Source organism: Bacillus aerius (assembly GCF_029894105.1).
GTDB lineage: Bacteria > Bacillota > Bacilli > Bacillales > Bacillaceae > Bacillus > Bacillus altitudinis.
This window is the reverse complement of the sequence record NZ_JARYHO010000001.1, coordinates 2,321,880-2,337,244: the sequence shown is the minus strand read 5'-3', so window position 1 is coordinate 2,337,244 and position 15,365 is coordinate 2,321,880. Positions and strand designations below refer to the sequence as shown.

The 15,365-nt window shown below is 41.4% G+C and carries 17 protein-coding genes; 15 read left to right on the top strand and 2 right to left on the bottom strand.

Annotated features, from left to right (window positions below; genetic code table 11):
* Positions 1-4: 4 nt before the first annotated feature.
* Together M2353_RS12085 and mtaB are read left to right on the top strand one after the other, a co-directional pair.
* A complete protein-coding gene (locus tag M2353_RS12085; protein ID WP_284725475.1) occupies positions 5-775 on the top strand; it encodes a 16S rRNA (uracil(1498)-N(3))-methyltransferase in 771 nt (256 codons plus the stop codon).
* A complete protein-coding gene (gene mtaB, locus M2353_RS12080) occupies positions 775-2,133 on the top strand; it encodes a tRNA (N(6)-L-threonylcarbamoyladenosine(37)-C(2))-methylthiotransferase MtaB (protein ID WP_284726003.1) in 1,359 nt (452 codons plus the stop codon). The genes M2353_RS12085 and mtaB overlap by 1 nt, the downstream gene beginning before the upstream one ends.
* Before the next feature lie 40 nt (positions 2,134-2,173).
* Here the strand turns inward: mtaB and M2353_RS12075 are convergent, their stop codons facing one another.
* Positions 2,174-3,103, bottom strand: a complete 930-nt coding sequence (locus M2353_RS12075; RefSeq protein ID WP_284725474.1) for a Na/Pi symporter — start codon at positions 3,101-3,103, stop codon at positions 2,174-2,176.
* Positions 3,104-3,285: 182 nt separating this feature from the next.
* Between M2353_RS12075 and rpsU the strand changes: the two genes are divergently transcribed.
* A complete protein-coding gene (gene rpsU, locus M2353_RS12070; RefSeq protein WP_003152957.1) occupies positions 3,286-3,459 on the top strand; it encodes a 30S ribosomal protein S21 in 174 nt (57 codons plus the stop codon).
* A gap of 14 nt (positions 3,460-3,473) precedes the next feature.
* Positions 3,474-3,923, top strand: a complete 450-nt coding sequence (locus tag M2353_RS12065; RefSeq protein WP_007501319.1) for a GatB/YqeY domain-containing protein — start codon at positions 3,474-3,476, stop codon at positions 3,921-3,923.
* Between the two features lie 58 nt (positions 3,924-3,981).
* Here M2353_RS12065 and M2353_RS12060 read toward each other — a convergent pair.
* A protein-coding gene (locus M2353_RS12060; RefSeq protein WP_178896435.1) for an IS3 family transposase occupies positions 3,982-5,132 on the bottom strand; the annotation gives its coding sequence in 2 pieces (ribosomal slippage) (positions 3,982-4,859 and positions 4,859-5,132; 1,152 coding nt in all).
* 222 nt (positions 5,133-5,354) lie between these two features.
* Here M2353_RS12060 and M2353_RS12055 point away from each other — a divergent pair.
* The 11 genes from M2353_RS12055 (at position 5,355) to era (ending at position 15,356) form a co-directional block, all read left to right on the top strand.
* A complete protein-coding gene (locus tag M2353_RS12055) occupies positions 5,355-6,668 on the top strand; it encodes an NfeD family protein (RefSeq protein WP_007501318.1) in 1,314 nt (437 codons plus the stop codon).
* 27 nt (positions 6,669-6,695) lie between these two features.
* Positions 6,696-7,688 (top strand): flotillin-like protein FloA, encoded by a 993-nt coding sequence (gene floA, locus M2353_RS12050; protein ID WP_008356247.1) that lies wholly within the window; start codon positions 6,696-6,698, stop codon positions 7,686-7,688.
* Between the two features lie 31 nt (positions 7,689-7,719).
* Complete coding sequence (locus M2353_RS12045; protein ID WP_058336633.1) at positions 7,720-8,217, top strand: hypothetical protein; 498 nt, start codon at positions 7,720-7,722, stop codon at positions 8,215-8,217.
* 206 nt (positions 8,218-8,423) lie between these two features.
* Positions 8,424-8,705: a sporulation protein YqfC gene (yqfC, locus tag M2353_RS12040; RefSeq protein ID WP_003217398.1), complete on the top strand. Its 282-nt coding sequence runs from the start codon at positions 8,424-8,426 to the stop codon at positions 8,703-8,705.
* 18 nt (positions 8,706-8,723) lie between these two features.
* Positions 8,724-9,914, top strand: a complete 1,191-nt coding sequence (gene yqfD / locus M2353_RS12035; protein ID WP_041090989.1) for a sporulation protein YqfD — start codon at positions 8,724-8,726, stop codon at positions 9,912-9,914.
* A 3-nt stretch (positions 9,915-9,917) separates the two neighbouring features.
* Positions 9,918-10,877, top strand: a complete 960-nt coding sequence (locus M2353_RS12030) for a PhoH family protein (RefSeq protein WP_008342419.1) — start codon at positions 9,918-9,920, stop codon at positions 10,875-10,877.
* 114 nt (positions 10,878-10,991) lie between these two features.
* Positions 10,992-13,103 carry an HD family phosphohydrolase gene (locus M2353_RS12025; RefSeq protein WP_396466850.1) on the top strand — a complete coding sequence of 704 codons (2,112 nt, stop codon included), beginning with the start codon at positions 10,992-10,994 and terminating at the stop codon, positions 13,101-13,103.
* Positions 13,104-13,583, top strand: coding sequence for an rRNA maturation RNase YbeY (gene ybeY, locus M2353_RS12020; RefSeq protein ID WP_007501310.1), 480 nt, complete (start codon positions 13,104-13,106; stop codon positions 13,581-13,583).
* Positions 13,561-13,947: a diacylglycerol kinase family protein gene (locus M2353_RS12015; protein ID WP_024718818.1), complete on the top strand. Its 387-nt coding sequence runs from the start codon at positions 13,561-13,563 to the stop codon at positions 13,945-13,947. Before ybeY ends, M2353_RS12015 begins: the two co-directional genes overlap by 23 nt.
* Positions 13,948-14,059: 112 nt before the next feature.
* Positions 14,060-14,458 carry a cytidine deaminase gene (locus M2353_RS12010; RefSeq protein WP_008342410.1) on the top strand — a complete coding sequence of 133 codons (399 nt, stop codon included), beginning with the start codon at positions 14,060-14,062 and terminating at the stop codon, positions 14,456-14,458.
* Positions 14,451-15,356, top strand: coding sequence for a GTPase Era (gene era, locus M2353_RS12005; RefSeq protein WP_007501305.1), 906 nt, complete (start codon positions 14,451-14,453; stop codon positions 15,354-15,356). Before M2353_RS12010 ends, era begins: the two co-directional genes overlap by 8 nt.
* Positions 15,357-15,365 lie beyond the last annotated feature (9 nt).

The following is a 15,365-nucleotide window of genomic DNA, read 5'->3' as shown; positions in this document are numbered from 1 at the left end:
ACGTATGCAACGATATTTTATCGACCTCACAAAAGAAGAAGTGACGGAAAAGGGAAACATCGTCATAAAGGGTGAAGATGTTCATCACCTTGCAAACGTCATGCGGATGAAAGCAGGGGAGGACATCCTTTGCTTAACGACAGACGGCTTTGAAGCGCTCAGTAAAATTGATACAATAACAAAGGAAGAAGTGATTTGTCACTTGGAAGGCTGGACGAATCAGAATCGAGAACTTCCGATCAAGGTGACGATTGCAAGCGGTCTGCCAAAAGGGGATAAGCTTGAATGGATTATCCAAAAAGGCACCGAGCTTGGCGCAAGTGCTTTTATTCCGTTTCAAGCGACTCGTTCGATTACAAAACTTGACCAAAAAAAGTCATTAAAAAAACGAGATCGCTGGGAAAAAATTGCGAAAGAAGCTGCCGAGCAGTCTTACCGGAATACCATTCCGCGCGTTTATCCAGTATCAACATTTAAAGAGCTGATTCAACTGGCCGGTGAATTCGATAAATGTGTCGTTGCATACGAAGAATCATCGAAAGAAGGCGAGCAAAGCCGGTTTCAAACGGTGCTCCAACAGATGAAGGGCGAACAAACCTTATTAGTGGTTTTTGGTCCAGAAGGCGGTTTAGCAGAAAAGGAGATTGAAGAACTTGAAGCGCATGGTGCAGTCATTTGCGGGCTTGGACCACGCATTTTAAGAACAGAAACAGCTCCTCTTTACGCGCTTTCTGCTATATCTTATCAAACAGAGTTATTAAGAGGTGAATCATGATGGGAACAGTAGCGTTCCATACACTTGGCTGTAAGGTCAATCACTACGAAACAGAAGCCATCTGGCAGCTGTTTAAAGAAGCTGGCTATGAAAGAAAAGATTATGAATCAAAAGCAGACGTATATGTCATTAATACATGTACCGTCACCAATACAGGCGATAAAAAAAGCCGCCAAGTCATTAGAAGAGCCATTCGTCATAATCCGGATGGTGTCATTTGTGTAACAGGCTGTTACGCACAAACGTCTCCGGCAGAAATCATGGCGATTCCTGGTGTTGATATTGTGGTTGGCACACAAGACAGACATAAACTGCTTGGTTATATTGAAGAATACAGAAGAGAAAGACAGCCGATCAACGGAGTTAGCAATATCATGAAAGCACGGGTCTTTGAAGAACTAGATGTTCCTGCGTTTACTGACAGAACACGTGCTTCATTAAAAATCCAAGAAGGCTGTAACAATTTCTGTACATTCTGCATTATCCCTTGGGCTCGCGGATTACTGCGTTCTCGCGATCCAGAAGAAGTCATCAATCAAGCGCAGCAGCTTGTCGATGCTGGCTACAAAGAAATTGTATTAACAGGTATTCATACAGGTGGATACGGTGAAGATTTAAAGGATTATAACTTTGCTAAGCTTCTGAAAGAATTAGATGAACGTGTGGCGGGATTAAAACGAATCCGCATTTCATCCATTGAAGCAAGTCAAATTACAGACGAAGTGATTGAAGTGCTCGATCAGTCAGATAAAATTGTGAGACACTTGCACATTCCGCTTCAATCTGGCTCTAATACTGTACTGAAAAGAATGCGCCGTAAATACACAATGGAATTCTTTGCAGAGCGTTTAACGAAGCTCAAAAAAGCATTGCCAGGTCTTGCTGTCACTTCAGATGTGATCGTTGGATTCCCAGGAGAAACAGAAGAAGAATTTATGGAAACATACAATTTTGTCAAAGACCATCAATTCTCTGAGCTCCATGTGTTCCCTTACAGCAAACGGACAGGTACGCCTGCTGCAAGAATGGAAGATCAAGTAGATGAGAATGTGAAAAACGAACGCGTTCACCGCCTCATTGCTCTTTCTGATCAGCTTGCGAAAGAATATGCATCGGCATATGAAGGCGACGTCTTAGAGATTATTCCAGAAGAATCTTTCAAAGAACAAGACGGAACGCACAATCTGTATGTAGGATATACTGATAACTACATGAAGGTCGTATTTGAAGGAACAGAGGACATGATCGGCCGTTTGGTAAAAGTGAAGATTACGAAAGCAGGTTATCCTTATAACGAAGGACAATTCGTCCGTATAAGTGATGACGTGCAGACGGATCAAGTGAGAATGACCTCATAATGAATGAAAAACCGGCAGCCATTAGGCAAGCCGGTTTCTTTTATGTTGACCGATTCGGAAGAAGGAACAAAATCAAGGAATGAAAAGGGCGGATGAACGGGAAAAAGAGGAGAGAACTTGCAACATTAAACAGCAGACTAAAGTGCGCAATCTGCTGGGCAGGAGAGCTTGCTAAAAGCGCAACAAACTCTGTAATAAAGGCGAGAAAAGGAAGACATAAAAGAACACCTAGAACATTAAACACAACGTGTGCATACGCGGTTTGGCGGGCTGCATAACCGCCAGAGATAGCAGCCATCACGGCAGTAATACATGTTCCGATATTGGACCCTAAAACAAAGCTGATGCCTTCTTTTAGAGCGACAGTCCCTTCATTCATAAATCCCATCAAAATACCGATACATACAGAACTTGAATGAACAATGGCCGTGAGCACTGTACCAGAGAGAAGAGCTGTCCAATCTGAGTGCTGCATCATTTCAAGGAAACGCAGTGTCTCTGGCTGACTGGTCATCATACCTGCAATTTTTGAAAAACCTTGAATACAAAAAAAGATCATGCCAAGCCCAAATAAACTTTTTCCTGCATATCGAAAAGACTTCCTGCCCAAAATGATACATAAAAGACCAGCTGCAATCAGAACCCACATAAACACGTCCATCTTAATGGCAATAAATTCTGTCGTAAATGTTGAGCCGATATTCGTTCCAAGAATCATGGGTATGGATTTTTTAAACGTGAGAATGCCTGTACTCACAAAGCCGATAACGATGACCATAAACGCCGAACTGCTTTGAAGAACCCCTGTAAACACAATACTGACCAAGAATGCTTTGACTGGATGATCTGTAAAGAGAAGAAGAGATTTCTCAATACGAGACGACGTGAGCGCCATTAATCCTTTCCTAAGCAAACCCATTGCCCATAAAAAAATGAAAATAAGTGCACAAAAATAAATGATCGCCATCATAGAAAAGTCCTCCTCTTACCAATGAATATATGGACTTGTCTACCTGCTCATGACGAAAATATATTTCCAAATCACTTAGTTGACCTCAACCTAGGCTTATATTATAATGTCTAGGTACATGTTTTGCATGTATATCTTTTTTTAATGCAGTCGATTGGTGTATTCGGAGGGAGGGAAAGAGAATGTCAAAAACGGTCGTTAGAAAAAACGAATCGCTTGAAGATGCTCTTCGTCGCTTTAAACGCAGTGTATCCAAAACTGGAACATTGCAAGAAGCAAGAAAGCGTGAATTTTATGAAAAGCCTAGCGTAAAGCGTAAGAAAAAGTCTGAAGCTGCTAGAAAACGTAAATTCTAAAGAGGGTGGATTTTATGAGTCTTCTTGAGCAATTAAATTCTGATATGAAGCTTTTTATGAAAAACCGAGAGAAAGACAAGCTTATTGTCATTCGTATGGTAAAGGCTTCACTGCAAAATGAAGCAATAAAGCTTAAGAAAGACAGTTTGACCGGAGATGAGGAACTAACCGTCCTTTCCCGCGAGATTAAGCAACGTAAAGACTCCCTCCATGAATTTTCGAAAGCTAATCGCTTAGATTTAGTAGATAAAGTTCAAAAAGAGATTGACATTTTAGACGTTTATTTACCTGAACAGCTTTCTGAAGAAGAACTGCAGGCGGTTGTGAAAGAAACAATCGCCGAAACCGGTGCTTCATCGAAAGCTGATATGGGTAAAGTGATGAGCGCTATTATGCCAAAAGTAAAAGGTAAAGCTGATGGTGCTGTGATTAACAGACTTGTCAGCGAGCAACTGTCTCAATAAAAAAGTATCCTTCTCATGGGGACTGACCCCCGTTTTTGAGACAGGGATCAAAACACCTTTATACAGCCAATTGCCGATAGTTTATCGGTGATTGGTTGTTTAGTTTCGTTTGAATACGAATGTTGTTATAATAATAAATGTATTCTTTGACAGTGCGTTCTACGATGGTGGTCGTAGTGCGATCAATCCTGTTAAGATAGAACGTTTCAGACTTTAGTGAGGAATGAAACGATTCGATGGAGGCATTATCAGCGGGTGTCCCTTTACGGGACATGCTCATGGTAATGCCTTTTATATGAACAGCTTTCTGATACTCGTAAGATGTATACACAGAACCTTGATCGCTATGTAACACGCAATTCTCAGGCAGTGCTGGGAGCTGATTAAGTGTGTTTAAGATAAAGTCTGTGTCCTGCTTATCACCAATCGTAAAAGCAATCACTTCTCCATTATATAAATCCAATATACTGGAAAGGTACAATTGTTTCTGTCCATAAGGCAAATACGTGATGTCCGTGACTAGTTTTTCAAGAGGGCGATCAGACTGAAAATTCCGATCCAGTATATTACCGGCTACGGCATAAGGCTGCCCACTCTTCTTACGCTTTTTCATTTTAACCCGGCATTGCCACTGGTTTTTCTGCATGATACGTTGAACAGTTTTATGGTTAATACGCATTCTCATTTTTAGTATGGCTGTGATTTTCCGATAACCATATCGATATTTGTGCTTTCGGCACAACGTGCCGACCTGTTTCTCTAGTTGTCTTTTAGAATGAGTCTGAGTCAAATCCTTTTTCCATCTATAATACGAAGTACGTAAGATGCCTAAATGGACACAGATGTCCTGTACCGTCATCGTTTTGCACAATTCTTCTACCAGTTTGATTGACGTTTCCTTATCAACTTCCTTTCCAATTCGTTGTACTTTTTTAAAACTTCATTCTGTTGACTCAAATAGCGATTTTCTGCCCGCAGTCTCTCTAATTCGGAAGAGTACTCGGGGCCCTTTCCATAGGAATATTGTTTTCCAACAGGTTGTTCGAACCGGTGTGTATCCCCAGCTTTATGCCATCTCACCCATGTCTGAACCTGCGTCTTATTCTTGATATTCAATTCCTGCATGATCTCTTTCATAGGTACGCCTGCCAATCTCATTTCCACAGCCTTCTGTTTGACTTCAACCGGATAACTCACTCTTGTCCCCATAGAAAAAACACCTCCATGTTTTATTTCGGATCACAACGATCTGTTTTCAAACTTGAAGGTGTTTTTTATTTGTCTCATCTTAGGGGGTCAGTCCCCATGTTAGAAGGGTACTTTTTTTATGCCTCCATAAACCTGTCATATAAAAATGAAACCTATGATACATTTGTAACGTATGTAAAGGAACGGTAAAATGAAAGAAAGAGAGGGGGGATCACCAAATAGATGAAAAAAATGAAAATTTCTATTGCTCTCTTCAGTTGTTTTATAATATGCTTGTTATTAGGGGTTCAATTGACCGCGAAATCAGCAGATCAGAAAGTTCATGTAATCCCAATTGAAGATACAGTAGAAAAAGGACTTTCTAAATTCATTGAACGATCATTTGAGCAGGCAAAGTCGGAACGGGCGAAGCACATCATTCTCGACATCAATACACCAGGTGGTGCAGTCGATGCGGCGCTTGAAATAGCCGATACCATTCGTGCATCCGACATCCCAGTGACAGCGTTTGTGAATCATAGAGCGCTTTCAGCCGGGGCATTCATTGCCCTAAATGCCGATCAAATTTATATGACCCCAAACGGAAAGATGGGGGCTGCTGCGATCATTGACGGTGAAGGCAACGCTGCCGATCAAAAATCTGAATCTCTATGGCTTGCTGAAATGAGTGACGCTGCTGAAAAGCAGGGGCGTGATCCAAAATATGCTCTTGCGATGGCAGATGTAGATATAGACGCAAAAGAAGCTGGTGCACCAAAAGGAGAATTGCTGACCTTTAACACAGATCGGGCGCTTCAGTTCGGTTATGCAGAAGGAGAAGCGAAAAATATGGATGACTTGCTTCAGAAGCTGAACTTAGCAGATGCCTCTGTTCAATACGATGAAGTGAGCTTTGCTGAAAAGGTTGCGCGTTTTCTCACGCATCCGATCGTCATTCCTATCCTTTTATCCATTGCGAGCTTAGGGTTAATTGTTGAATTATATTCTCCGGGCTTTGGGGTCCCAGGCACCATGGGAGTCACAGCGCTTCTTCTATTCTTTTATGGTCATCTCGTGGCAGGTTTTGCAGGATATGAGACATTGTTCCTGTTTTTGGCAGGGATTGTGTTGATCATTCTGGAATTATTTTTGCCAGGGGGAATCGTGGGTGTCATTGGACTAATCTGTGTCGTTGTCAGCTTATTTTTAGCAGCTGGAAGCTTTACAGAAATGGCGATTTCCATCTTGATTGCCACTGCTGTTTCAATCATAGCAGTTATTTTATTGACAAAGGTGTTGGGGAAACGTATGAAATTTTTTAAAAAGTTCATTTTAACCGATTCAACCAATAAAGAAAGTGGTTATGTCTCAAATGAAACAAGAGATGATCTTGTAGGACAAATCGCAGTGACAGCAACAGCACTTCGTCCATCTGGTACGATTGTATTCGGAGACGAGCGCATTGATGTTGTGTCAGAAGGTGCTTTTATCGATAAGGATGAACAAGTAAAAATTGTGAAAGCGGAAGGCTCACGCATTGTCGTGAGGAAAGTATAGATATACTGATTTTATAGGAGGAATAAAATGGATCCATCTACTTTACTATTATTCGTGATTATCGCAGCAGGTTTGATCGTTCTATCGATCTTCTTCACCTTTGTACCGGTGATGCTGTGGATTTCTGCCCTAGCGGCTGGCGTAAGAGTGAGCATTTTTACACTTGTAGGAATGAGGCTTCGCCGAGTGATTCCAAACCGAGTGGTCAACCCGCTCATCAAAGCGCATAAAGCAGGTCTTGATGCGACGATTAACCAATTAGAAAGCCACTATCTTGCAGGTGGTAACGTTGACCGCGTGATCAACGCATTGATCGCAGCTCAGCGTGCGAATATCGAATTGAACTTTGCTCGCTGTGCGGCAATCGACCTAGCAGGCCGTGACGTACTTGAAGCTGTCCAAATGAGTGTAAACCCTAAAGTCATTGAAACACCATTTATCTCAGGTGTTGCGATGGACGGGATTGAAGTAAAAGCAAAAGCACGTATTACAGTTCGTGCAAACATTGACAGACTTGTCGGTGGTGCAGGGGAAGAAACGATCATTGCTCGTGTAGGTGAAGGGATTGTTTCGACAATCGGTTCATCAGATAATCATAAAAAGGTTCTTGAAAATCCTGATATGATTTCTCAAACGGTTCTTGGTAAAGGATTAGATTCAGGTACAGCATTTGAAATTCTCTCGATTGATATCGCAGATGTTGATATCGGTAAGAACATCGGGGCAATCCTGCAGACAGACCAAGCAGAAGCCGACAAAAACATTGCACAGGCGAAAGCAGAAGAACGCCGGGCAATGGCTGTTGCACAAGAACAAGAAATGCGTGCGAGAGTTGAAGAAATGCGCGCGAAAGTAGTAGAAGCAGAGGCTGAAGTACCACTTGCAATGGCCGAAGCACTACGTGAAGGTAATATTGGAGTTATGGACTACATGAACATTAAGAATATCGATGCTGATACGGATATGAGAGATTCATTTGGCAAAATGACAAAAGGTCCATCTGATAATGAAAACAAATAAGCATCCTCTCACGCTTTAAGGAGGGAGCCCATTGGACATTCTATTTGAAAATCCGTTACTAATAGCGATTATCATCGGTATTATCTCTGCAATCTTTGGGAAAATCGGTAAACAAGAGGAGAACGAACAAAAGAACCAGCAAAACAAACCGGCTCCTCAGCGTAAACCAGTGCCGCAAAAGCAAACAAAACAAACAAGTCCAGATCCGGTCGTAACGGACCAGCTTGACGATTTTGGCGATGTACATGATCATGGCGGGATGAAAAAACAAGGTTCACAGTCCTTACAGGATCGTTATACCGCTACACTTGCCGAAATGGAAGAAAGAAAAAGCGAGCTGAATAAAGAGTTTCAATCGCTTGAAAGAGAACTTACAAGGCCAAAAGCAGCATCTGCTGGAATGAAGCCAAAAATGATTGAGAAACTCAACCAAGATACGGTCGTTCAAGGGATGATCCTTGGTGAAGTATTTGGAGAGCCTCGTGCCAAAAAGCCGCATCGAACGATGAAACGACCATATAAAAGATAAAGAAGTAAGCCCCCTCATCCTTAAGGGGGCTTTTTTGTTGTGTAATGGAGACTTTTCTTAGTCAAAATGGTGAAACGGCTGTTTTACGGGATTCATTAGCATGATATGAACCGCTGAGGAATAGGATGATATAGAGGCTTTCTCATCAGTCTCACCATCTTTCAGTTTGATCTCATACACATGAGGTGGGAAGGGGTTCTTATTGAATGGGAAAAAGAAAAAATCAACTTAAAGCATGGCTGACAAGAACACTTGAAATCCCTCCGGACGTGATGATGGATCTTCCCCGTATTACGATGGTTGGCAGACTCCATATTTACATAGAGAACCATAAAGGGCTTTTACTTTTCAGTGATCAAGAGGTAAGGCTGATGCTCAAGCAAGGACAGTGCATTATTTCAGGAAAAGACTTTGTGATTAAAACGATTTTGCCAGAAGAGATCTTATTAGAGGGGAAAATCGATGAGGTCCGTTATATTGATTCTTAACTGACGGAGGGGAGAAACGTGAAGAACAAATGGTTTGCCTATTTTATTGGCAGAGTGGAAGTAGAGATAAGAGGAAGCGGTATTGAGCGGCTAATCAATGAGTGCACGAGACAGGGGATCACAATTTTTCAAGTGAGCCGCCGTCAAGACAGCGTGCGCTTATTTATTCGCCTCTCAGATGTACATGCCTTTAGAAAAGTGCGCAGACATCATGAGGTGAAATGTTCATTTCATCAAAAGAAAGGGTTCCCGTTTCTTCTTCTGTGGTCGAGAAGAAATATTGGATTTACCCTCGGGATGGCTTTTTTCCTAGTGACGATATTGGCTCTTTCAAATATGGTGTGGAAAATTGAGATTAAAGGTGCGAATCCAGAAACAGAACACCAAATGAGAAAGCATCTGGACGAAATAGGGGTACAAAAAGGGCGTTTTCAGTTTCTTATGGGGACACCTGAAAAAATACAAAAGTCATTGACGACCAATATTCAGAGCATTACATGGGTCGGAGTTGAACTGAACGGAACGACGTTTCAAATGAAAGTGGTCGAAAAAAATGAACCTGAAAAGGAGAAATATACGAGTCCTCAGCACATCGTTGCCAAGAAAAAGGCGGTCATCACGAGAATGTATGTAGAAAAGGGGGAACCGCTTGCCCAGGTCGATGAACATGTGAAAAAAGGGCAGATGCTCGTCTCAGGTTTAATTGGGAGTGAAGATCAGAAAAAAACAGTCGGAGCCAAAGCGAAAATCTATGGTGAAACATGGTACCGATCTGAAGTTTCTGTCCCTCTCCGAACATCTTTTGATGTCTTTACGGGTAAAATGAAGACAAAGCACAAGCTCTCCTTGTTTGGAGGCTCCATCCCATTTTGGGGATTTTCCTTTAAAAAAGATGATTTTCAGCAGCCGAAAACAGAAACAGAAGTTCACCCGCTTCATTTTTTGAATATGCAACTACCGTTCTCCTATGAAAAGGAAATCACACGAGAAAGTGAAAAAATAAATCGAGAATACACAAATAAAGAAGCGGTTCAAGCAGGGATTAAAATGGGTAAAAAAGAATTAGAAGAAAAGCTAGGTCAAACAGGTGAGGTGAAAAGTGAAAAAGTTTTGCACGAGACAACAGGGAATGGTAAAGTTAAGTTAATCATCCTTTACCAAGTAATAGAAGATATTGTTCAACCAACACCTATTGTTCAGGGAGACTAGAGAATGACAGAACATTTACTTGAGATTCAACAAAAATTGGATAGCCCAAACGAAGCCATTGCTTTATTTGGCAATCAAGATGCTTATCTGAAACTGATGGAAAACGAGCTGAATGTCTCCATTATCACACGTGGAGAGAAAGTGTATGTTTCTGGTCAGGAAGCATCGAGAGATACTGTAAGCCGTTTGATAACATCTCTCTTACATCTCATTCGTAAAGGAATTGAGATTTCTGAACGGGATGTCGTCTATGCCATTAAAATGGCGCAAAAAGACAAGCTCAATTATTTTGAAAATATGTATGAAGATGAAATTACGAAAAATGCCAAAGGAAAGTCGATCAGAGTCAAAACGATCGGCCAGCGTGAATATGCTGCGGCAATGAAAAAAGATGATCTGGTCTTTGGGATTGGCCCTGCTGGTACAGGTAAAACGTATTTGGCAGTGGTCAACGCAGTACATGCCCTCAAAAATGGACATGTCAAACGGATTATCCTGACAAGACCAGCTGTTGAAGCAGGGGAAAGTCTTGGCTTTTTGCCAGGAGATTTAAAAGAAAAAGTCGATCCTTATTTAAGACCGCTATATGATGCTCTGCACGATGTGCTTGGCAGTGATCATACGGAACGTTTAATTGAGCGCGGAGTGATTGAAATTGCCCCTCTTGCCTATATGAGAGGGCGGACGCTTGATGATGCATTTGTGATTTTAGATGAAGCGCAGAATACAACGCCAGCTCAAATGAAAATGTTTTTGACGAGACTAGGCTTTGGTTCTAAAATGGTCATTACAGGAGATATTACACAAATTGATCTGCCTAAAGGTATGCAGTCAGGTCTTGCGGCTGCAAAGGACATGCTTGCTGAGATCAAGGGTATCTCATTCATTGAATTAGATCAGACAGATGTGGTCAGACACCCGCTTGTGGCGAAGATCATTGGAGCATACGAAAAGCAAAAATGAACTGAGTGACCCGATCGCCTTAATCGGGTCATTTTGTTTCGATCGTGGTTTAAAGTAAAAAAGGAGGTACTTTCCTTGAGAAAGAATCAGAAAGGCAGTAAGCGAAAAAGACTGCTGTCTAAAAAAGAACCTCAAAAAATGGAGCGCTCACGCTATTTAAACGTACTGCTATACGCTGGTTTAGCGGCCATCATGTTTGTGGTGCTCTTCTTCCATGTAAAACCTGAATCGCTCGACCTAGATTTGTTTTCAGTGAGCGAACAGACCATCTATTCTCCGTCTACCGTTGATGATCAAGAAGCAACAGAAGAAAAGAAACAAGAAGCAACGGATCAAGTGGAAGACCAATATACACTCAAAAAAGCGTATTCTGATAATCGTGTTGACCTCATTTCATCCCTCTTTGAAGCCATTAAAGAAGAGAAGAAAGCAGCTGATGACAAAGAGAACCCGCCAACAGATCAAGAGATGGTGAAGCGTGTAAAAGAGAAACTCACAACCGATATGCAGGAAGCTGTTTCGGATCAATCGATTAAAGCACTGCTCCAAGCAAGTGACGAAAACCTTTCTTTTACAAAGGACTCCATCATCACAGTGGTCAATTCTCTCATGAGTAAAGAAATCACAGCTTCTAAGCTGCAAGATGAAAAGAAACAAGTGAAAGCAGAGCTTGAAAACAATTCGATTCCGTCAAAATATTTAAATGCAGCGAAAGAAATTGGTGAATTTGCGATTATTCCAAACTATGTATTTGACCCGGTCGCAACAGAGAAGAAAAGACAAGAAGCAGCTGATAATATCCAGCCAGTTCAAATTAAGCAAGGGCAAATTTTAGTGGAAGAAGGCGAGCTCATTGACCGTGAAGTGTATCGCAAATTAGAACTGACCGGCCTTTTAAACAGCTCCAATTTGTTTAAGCCTGTAAGCGGTCTTATCATCTTAATCGGTCTCTTCTTAGCGGCGATTGTCCACTCACTGGAATCGAGGAAAAAGTCGCTCGTCCATAAGAATAAATCGTTACTGCTGTACTCGCTCATTTTCACCATTATTTTAATCATCATGGAAGTATTCAGTCTCTTCCAGGAAACGAAGTATACGACCATCGGCTATGTCGTGCCTGTTGCACTTGGTACGATGCTGATTAAGCTGCTGATCAATGAGCGGCTGGCAATCTTCTCCGGTCTTGTATTTGCCCTTTGCGGCAGTATGATGTTTAATCAAGGAGTAACAGGTGTCTTTAACTATGTCATCTGTGCTTATTATTTAATAAGCGGGATGGCGGGAATTTTATTTTTGAGAAAACATAATGCGAGATCGAAAATTTTGCAGGCGGGGCTTTGGGTAGCTTTGGTGAATGTACTTGTCGTGCTGTCCATTACGCTGATTCAAAATTCTTCTCCATCAGGGCTTGAAATAGGTGTGAACCTCATCATGGCGATTGTGTCAGGGTTTGCATCGGCTATTTTGGTTATTGGGTTAATGCCAGTCTTTGAGAGCATGTTTGGCATTCTTTCGACCATGAAGCTTATTGAATTATCGAACCCGAATCATCCGCTGCTGAAAAAGATCTTAACAGAGACGCCAGGTACATATCATCATAGTGTCATGGTGGCGAATTTAGCGGATGCTGCATGTGAAGCAGTCGGTGCAAATGGATTGTTAGCAAGGGTTGGAGCTTATTATCATGACATTGGAAAAACGAAAAGACCACAATACTTTATTGAAAACCAAATGAACATTGATAATCCGCACGACAAGCTTTCTCCTCAGCTGAGCAAGAATATTATTATTGCCCATACGACAGATGGTGCTGAAATGCTGAGAGAAAAGAAGTTTCCAGAGGAACTTGTGGACATTGCAGAACAGCATCACGGAAAGTCCCTGCTGAAGTTCTTTTACTATAAGGCAAAAGAACGGGATGATCAGGTGACAGAAGAAGAATTTCGCTATCCTGGTCCAAAACCGCAATCAAAAGAAGCGGCCATTATTTCTGTAGCTGACAGCGTGGAGGCGGCGGTTCGTTCGATGCATAATCCAAACCCTGAGCGGATTGAAAAGCTTGTGAAAGGCATTATTTCAGATAAGATGCAGGATGGACAATTTAGTGAATGTGATCTGACATTTAAAGAATTAAATATTATTAGCCAAACAATTTGTACAACATTAAAGGGGATTTTCCATTCTCGGATTGAATATCCAGATGCCCCGAAGCAGAAGGTGAAGTAAATGACATTGTTAATCGATTTAATAGATGAAACAGGACAAGTATCGAAAGAGCAGCTTGAAGAAGTGGAAAAACTTCTTCAATTTGCTGCGGATGCTCTTGAAGTAAAAGATCAAGCAGAAGTATCAGTATCGATCGTTTCAAATGAAGAAATTCATCAAATTAATAAAGAATACCGAGGAAAAGATGCACCAACAGATGTAATTTCATTTGCCCTTGAGGAAGAAGGCGAAGGGGAAATTGAAATCATTGGAGCTGATGACATTCCGCCTGTACTTGGTGACATTATCATTAGTGTTGATCGTACGAAAGAGCAAGCAGAGGAATATGGACATTCCTTCATGAGAGAGCTAGGATTTTTAACGATTCATGGTTTTCTTCATTTGCTTGGTTATGATCATATGACAGAAGAAGATGAAAAAGAAATGTTCGCCAAACAGACAAAAATCTTGGATGATTATGGCCTTTCGAGATCATCGTAAGAAGCGAACGCCGCTTGTCCGTTTTTTTCGGAGTTTTTATTATGCATTTAGAGGAATATGGCGAACTTTCTTGAATGAACGGAATTTTCGGTTTCACACAGTCGCAGCCATCATCGTGGTGATTTGCGGCTTTTGGTTTCACATTCATCCGGTTGAATGGATGATCATTCTGCTTTTATGCGGCGGGATGTTTGCGTTAGAACTTGTGAATACAGCGATTGAACATACAGTAGATCTTTTCACAGAAGAGAAGCATCCTCTTGCTGAGAGAGCGAAGGACGCGGCAGCAGGCGCTGTTTGCGTTTACGCCGCCATTTCGGTTATGATTGGGTTGATGATCTTCTTACCGAAGATCATGCAATAGAACAATATTACTATTTATTAACATTTTTAGAAATGGGCGTGAAAATGTCACGTGAATTATGTAAAATATAAATGTGACAGTGGTACCATTTCTTCTGAAAGTGGGAACTAGAATGAACAAACAAGAGTTGATTTCAGAAGCAGTCAAAGCAAGAGATTTTGCATATGTACCCTATTCTAAATTCAAAGTCGGTGCAGCATTATTATCGCATGACGGAAAAGTGTATGGCGGCTGCAATATTGAAAATGCAGCATATGGTATGTGTAATTGTGCGGAAAGAACAGCACTTTTTAAAGCTTACTCAGAGGGCATCACATCTTTTCAAATGCTTGCAGTAGTGGCTGATACAGATCGACCTGTTTCACCATGTGGCGCATGCAGACAGGTCATTTCAGAGCTATGTGCACCTGATATGCCAGTGATTCTAACGAACTTAAAAGGACATATATACGAAACGACAGTAAACGAACTATTGCCAGGCGCATTTTCACCGGAGGATTTAAATGACTAACGAAAGCTTCAAATCAGGATTTGTATCAATTATTGGAAGACCAAATGTAGGGAAATCGACCTTTCTTAATCGTGTGATTGGACAAAAGATTGCGATTATGAGTGATAAGCCCCAAACGACTCGAAACAAAGTGCAAGGTGTTCTGACAACAAACACGTCACAGACGATTTTTATCGATACACCAGGAATTCATAAACCGAAGCACAAACTTGGCGATTTTATGATGAGGGTGGCTCAAAATACACTCAAGGAAGTCGACCTGATCTTGTTTATGATCAACGCACAGGAAGGCTATGGAAAAGGTGATGAATTCATCATTGAACGACTAAAGCAAACATCGACACCAGTGTTCCTTGTCGTCAATAAAATTGACCAAATTCATCCGGATGAATTGTTCCTTTTAATTGATGAATACCGCACACGTTACCCATTTAAGGAAATTGTGCCAATTTCAGCACTTGAAGGCAACAACATTGATACGCTTCTTCAGCAAATTGAAGGTTATCTTCCAGAAGGCCCTCAATTTTATCCGGCAGATCAAGTAACAGATCACCCAGAGCGATTTATTATTTCTGAGTTAATTCGTGAAAAAGTGCTGCATTTAACGAGAGAAGAGATCCCTCACAGTATTGCGGTTGCGATTGAATCGATCAAGCCAGATGAAAACGGCAAGATTCATGTTGCAGCGACCATCGTCGTAGAACGTGATTCACAAAAAGGGATTGTGATTGGTAAGCGCGGCAGCTTATTAAAAGAAGTGGGACAAAAAGCGCGCAGAGACATTGAAGCACTTTTAGGCTCAAAGGTGTATTTAGAGCTTTGGGTAAAAGTGCAGAAGGACTGGCGTAATAAATCCACACATCTTCGTGATTTCGGATTTAGAGAAGACGAATATTAAAAACCGATA

Bases quoted from the DNA above. Each gene is read 5' to 3' on its own strand.
- M2353_RS12010 (WP_008342410.1), top strand. From the start codon at position 14,060: ATGAACAAACAAGAGTTGATTTCAGAAGCAGTCAAAGCAAGAGATTTT.
- M2353_RS12015 (WP_024718818.1), top strand. From the start codon at position 13,561: ATGGCCTTTCGAGATCATCGTAAGAAGCGAACGCCGCTTGTCCGTTTT.
- M2353_RS12085 (WP_284725475.1), top strand. From the start codon at position 5: ATGCAACGATATTTTATCGACCTCACAAAAGAAGAAGTGACGGAAAAG.
- ybeY (WP_007501310.1), top strand. From the start codon at position 13,104: ATGACATTGTTAATCGATTTAATAGATGAAACAGGACAAGTATCGAAA.
- floA (WP_008356247.1), top strand. From the start codon at position 6,696: ATGGATCCATCTACTTTACTATTATTCGTGATTATCGCAGCAGGTTTG.
- M2353_RS12055 (WP_007501318.1), top strand. From the start codon at position 5,355: ATGAAAAAAATGAAAATTTCTATTGCTCTCTTCAGTTGTTTTATAATA.
- mtaB (WP_284726003.1), top strand. From the start codon at position 775: ATGGGAACAGTAGCGTTCCATACACTTGGCTGTAAGGTCAATCACTAC.
- rpsU (WP_003152957.1), top strand. From the start codon at position 3,286: ATGTCAAAAACGGTCGTTAGAAAAAACGAATCGCTTGAAGATGCTCTT.
- M2353_RS12030 (WP_008342419.1), top strand. From the start codon at position 9,918: ATGACAGAACATTTACTTGAGATTCAACAAAAATTGGATAGCCCAAAC.
- M2353_RS12075 (WP_284725474.1), bottom strand. From the start codon at position 3,103: ATGATGGCGATCATTTATTTTTGTGCACTTATTTTCATTTTTTTATGG.
- yqfC (WP_003217398.1), top strand. From the start codon at position 8,424: ATGGGAAAAAGAAAAAATCAACTTAAAGCATGGCTGACAAGAACACTT.
- M2353_RS12065 (WP_007501319.1), top strand. From the start codon at position 3,474: ATGAGTCTTCTTGAGCAATTAAATTCTGATATGAAGCTTTTTATGAAA.
- era (WP_007501305.1), top strand. From the start codon at position 14,451: ATGACTAACGAAAGCTTCAAATCAGGATTTGTATCAATTATTGGAAGA.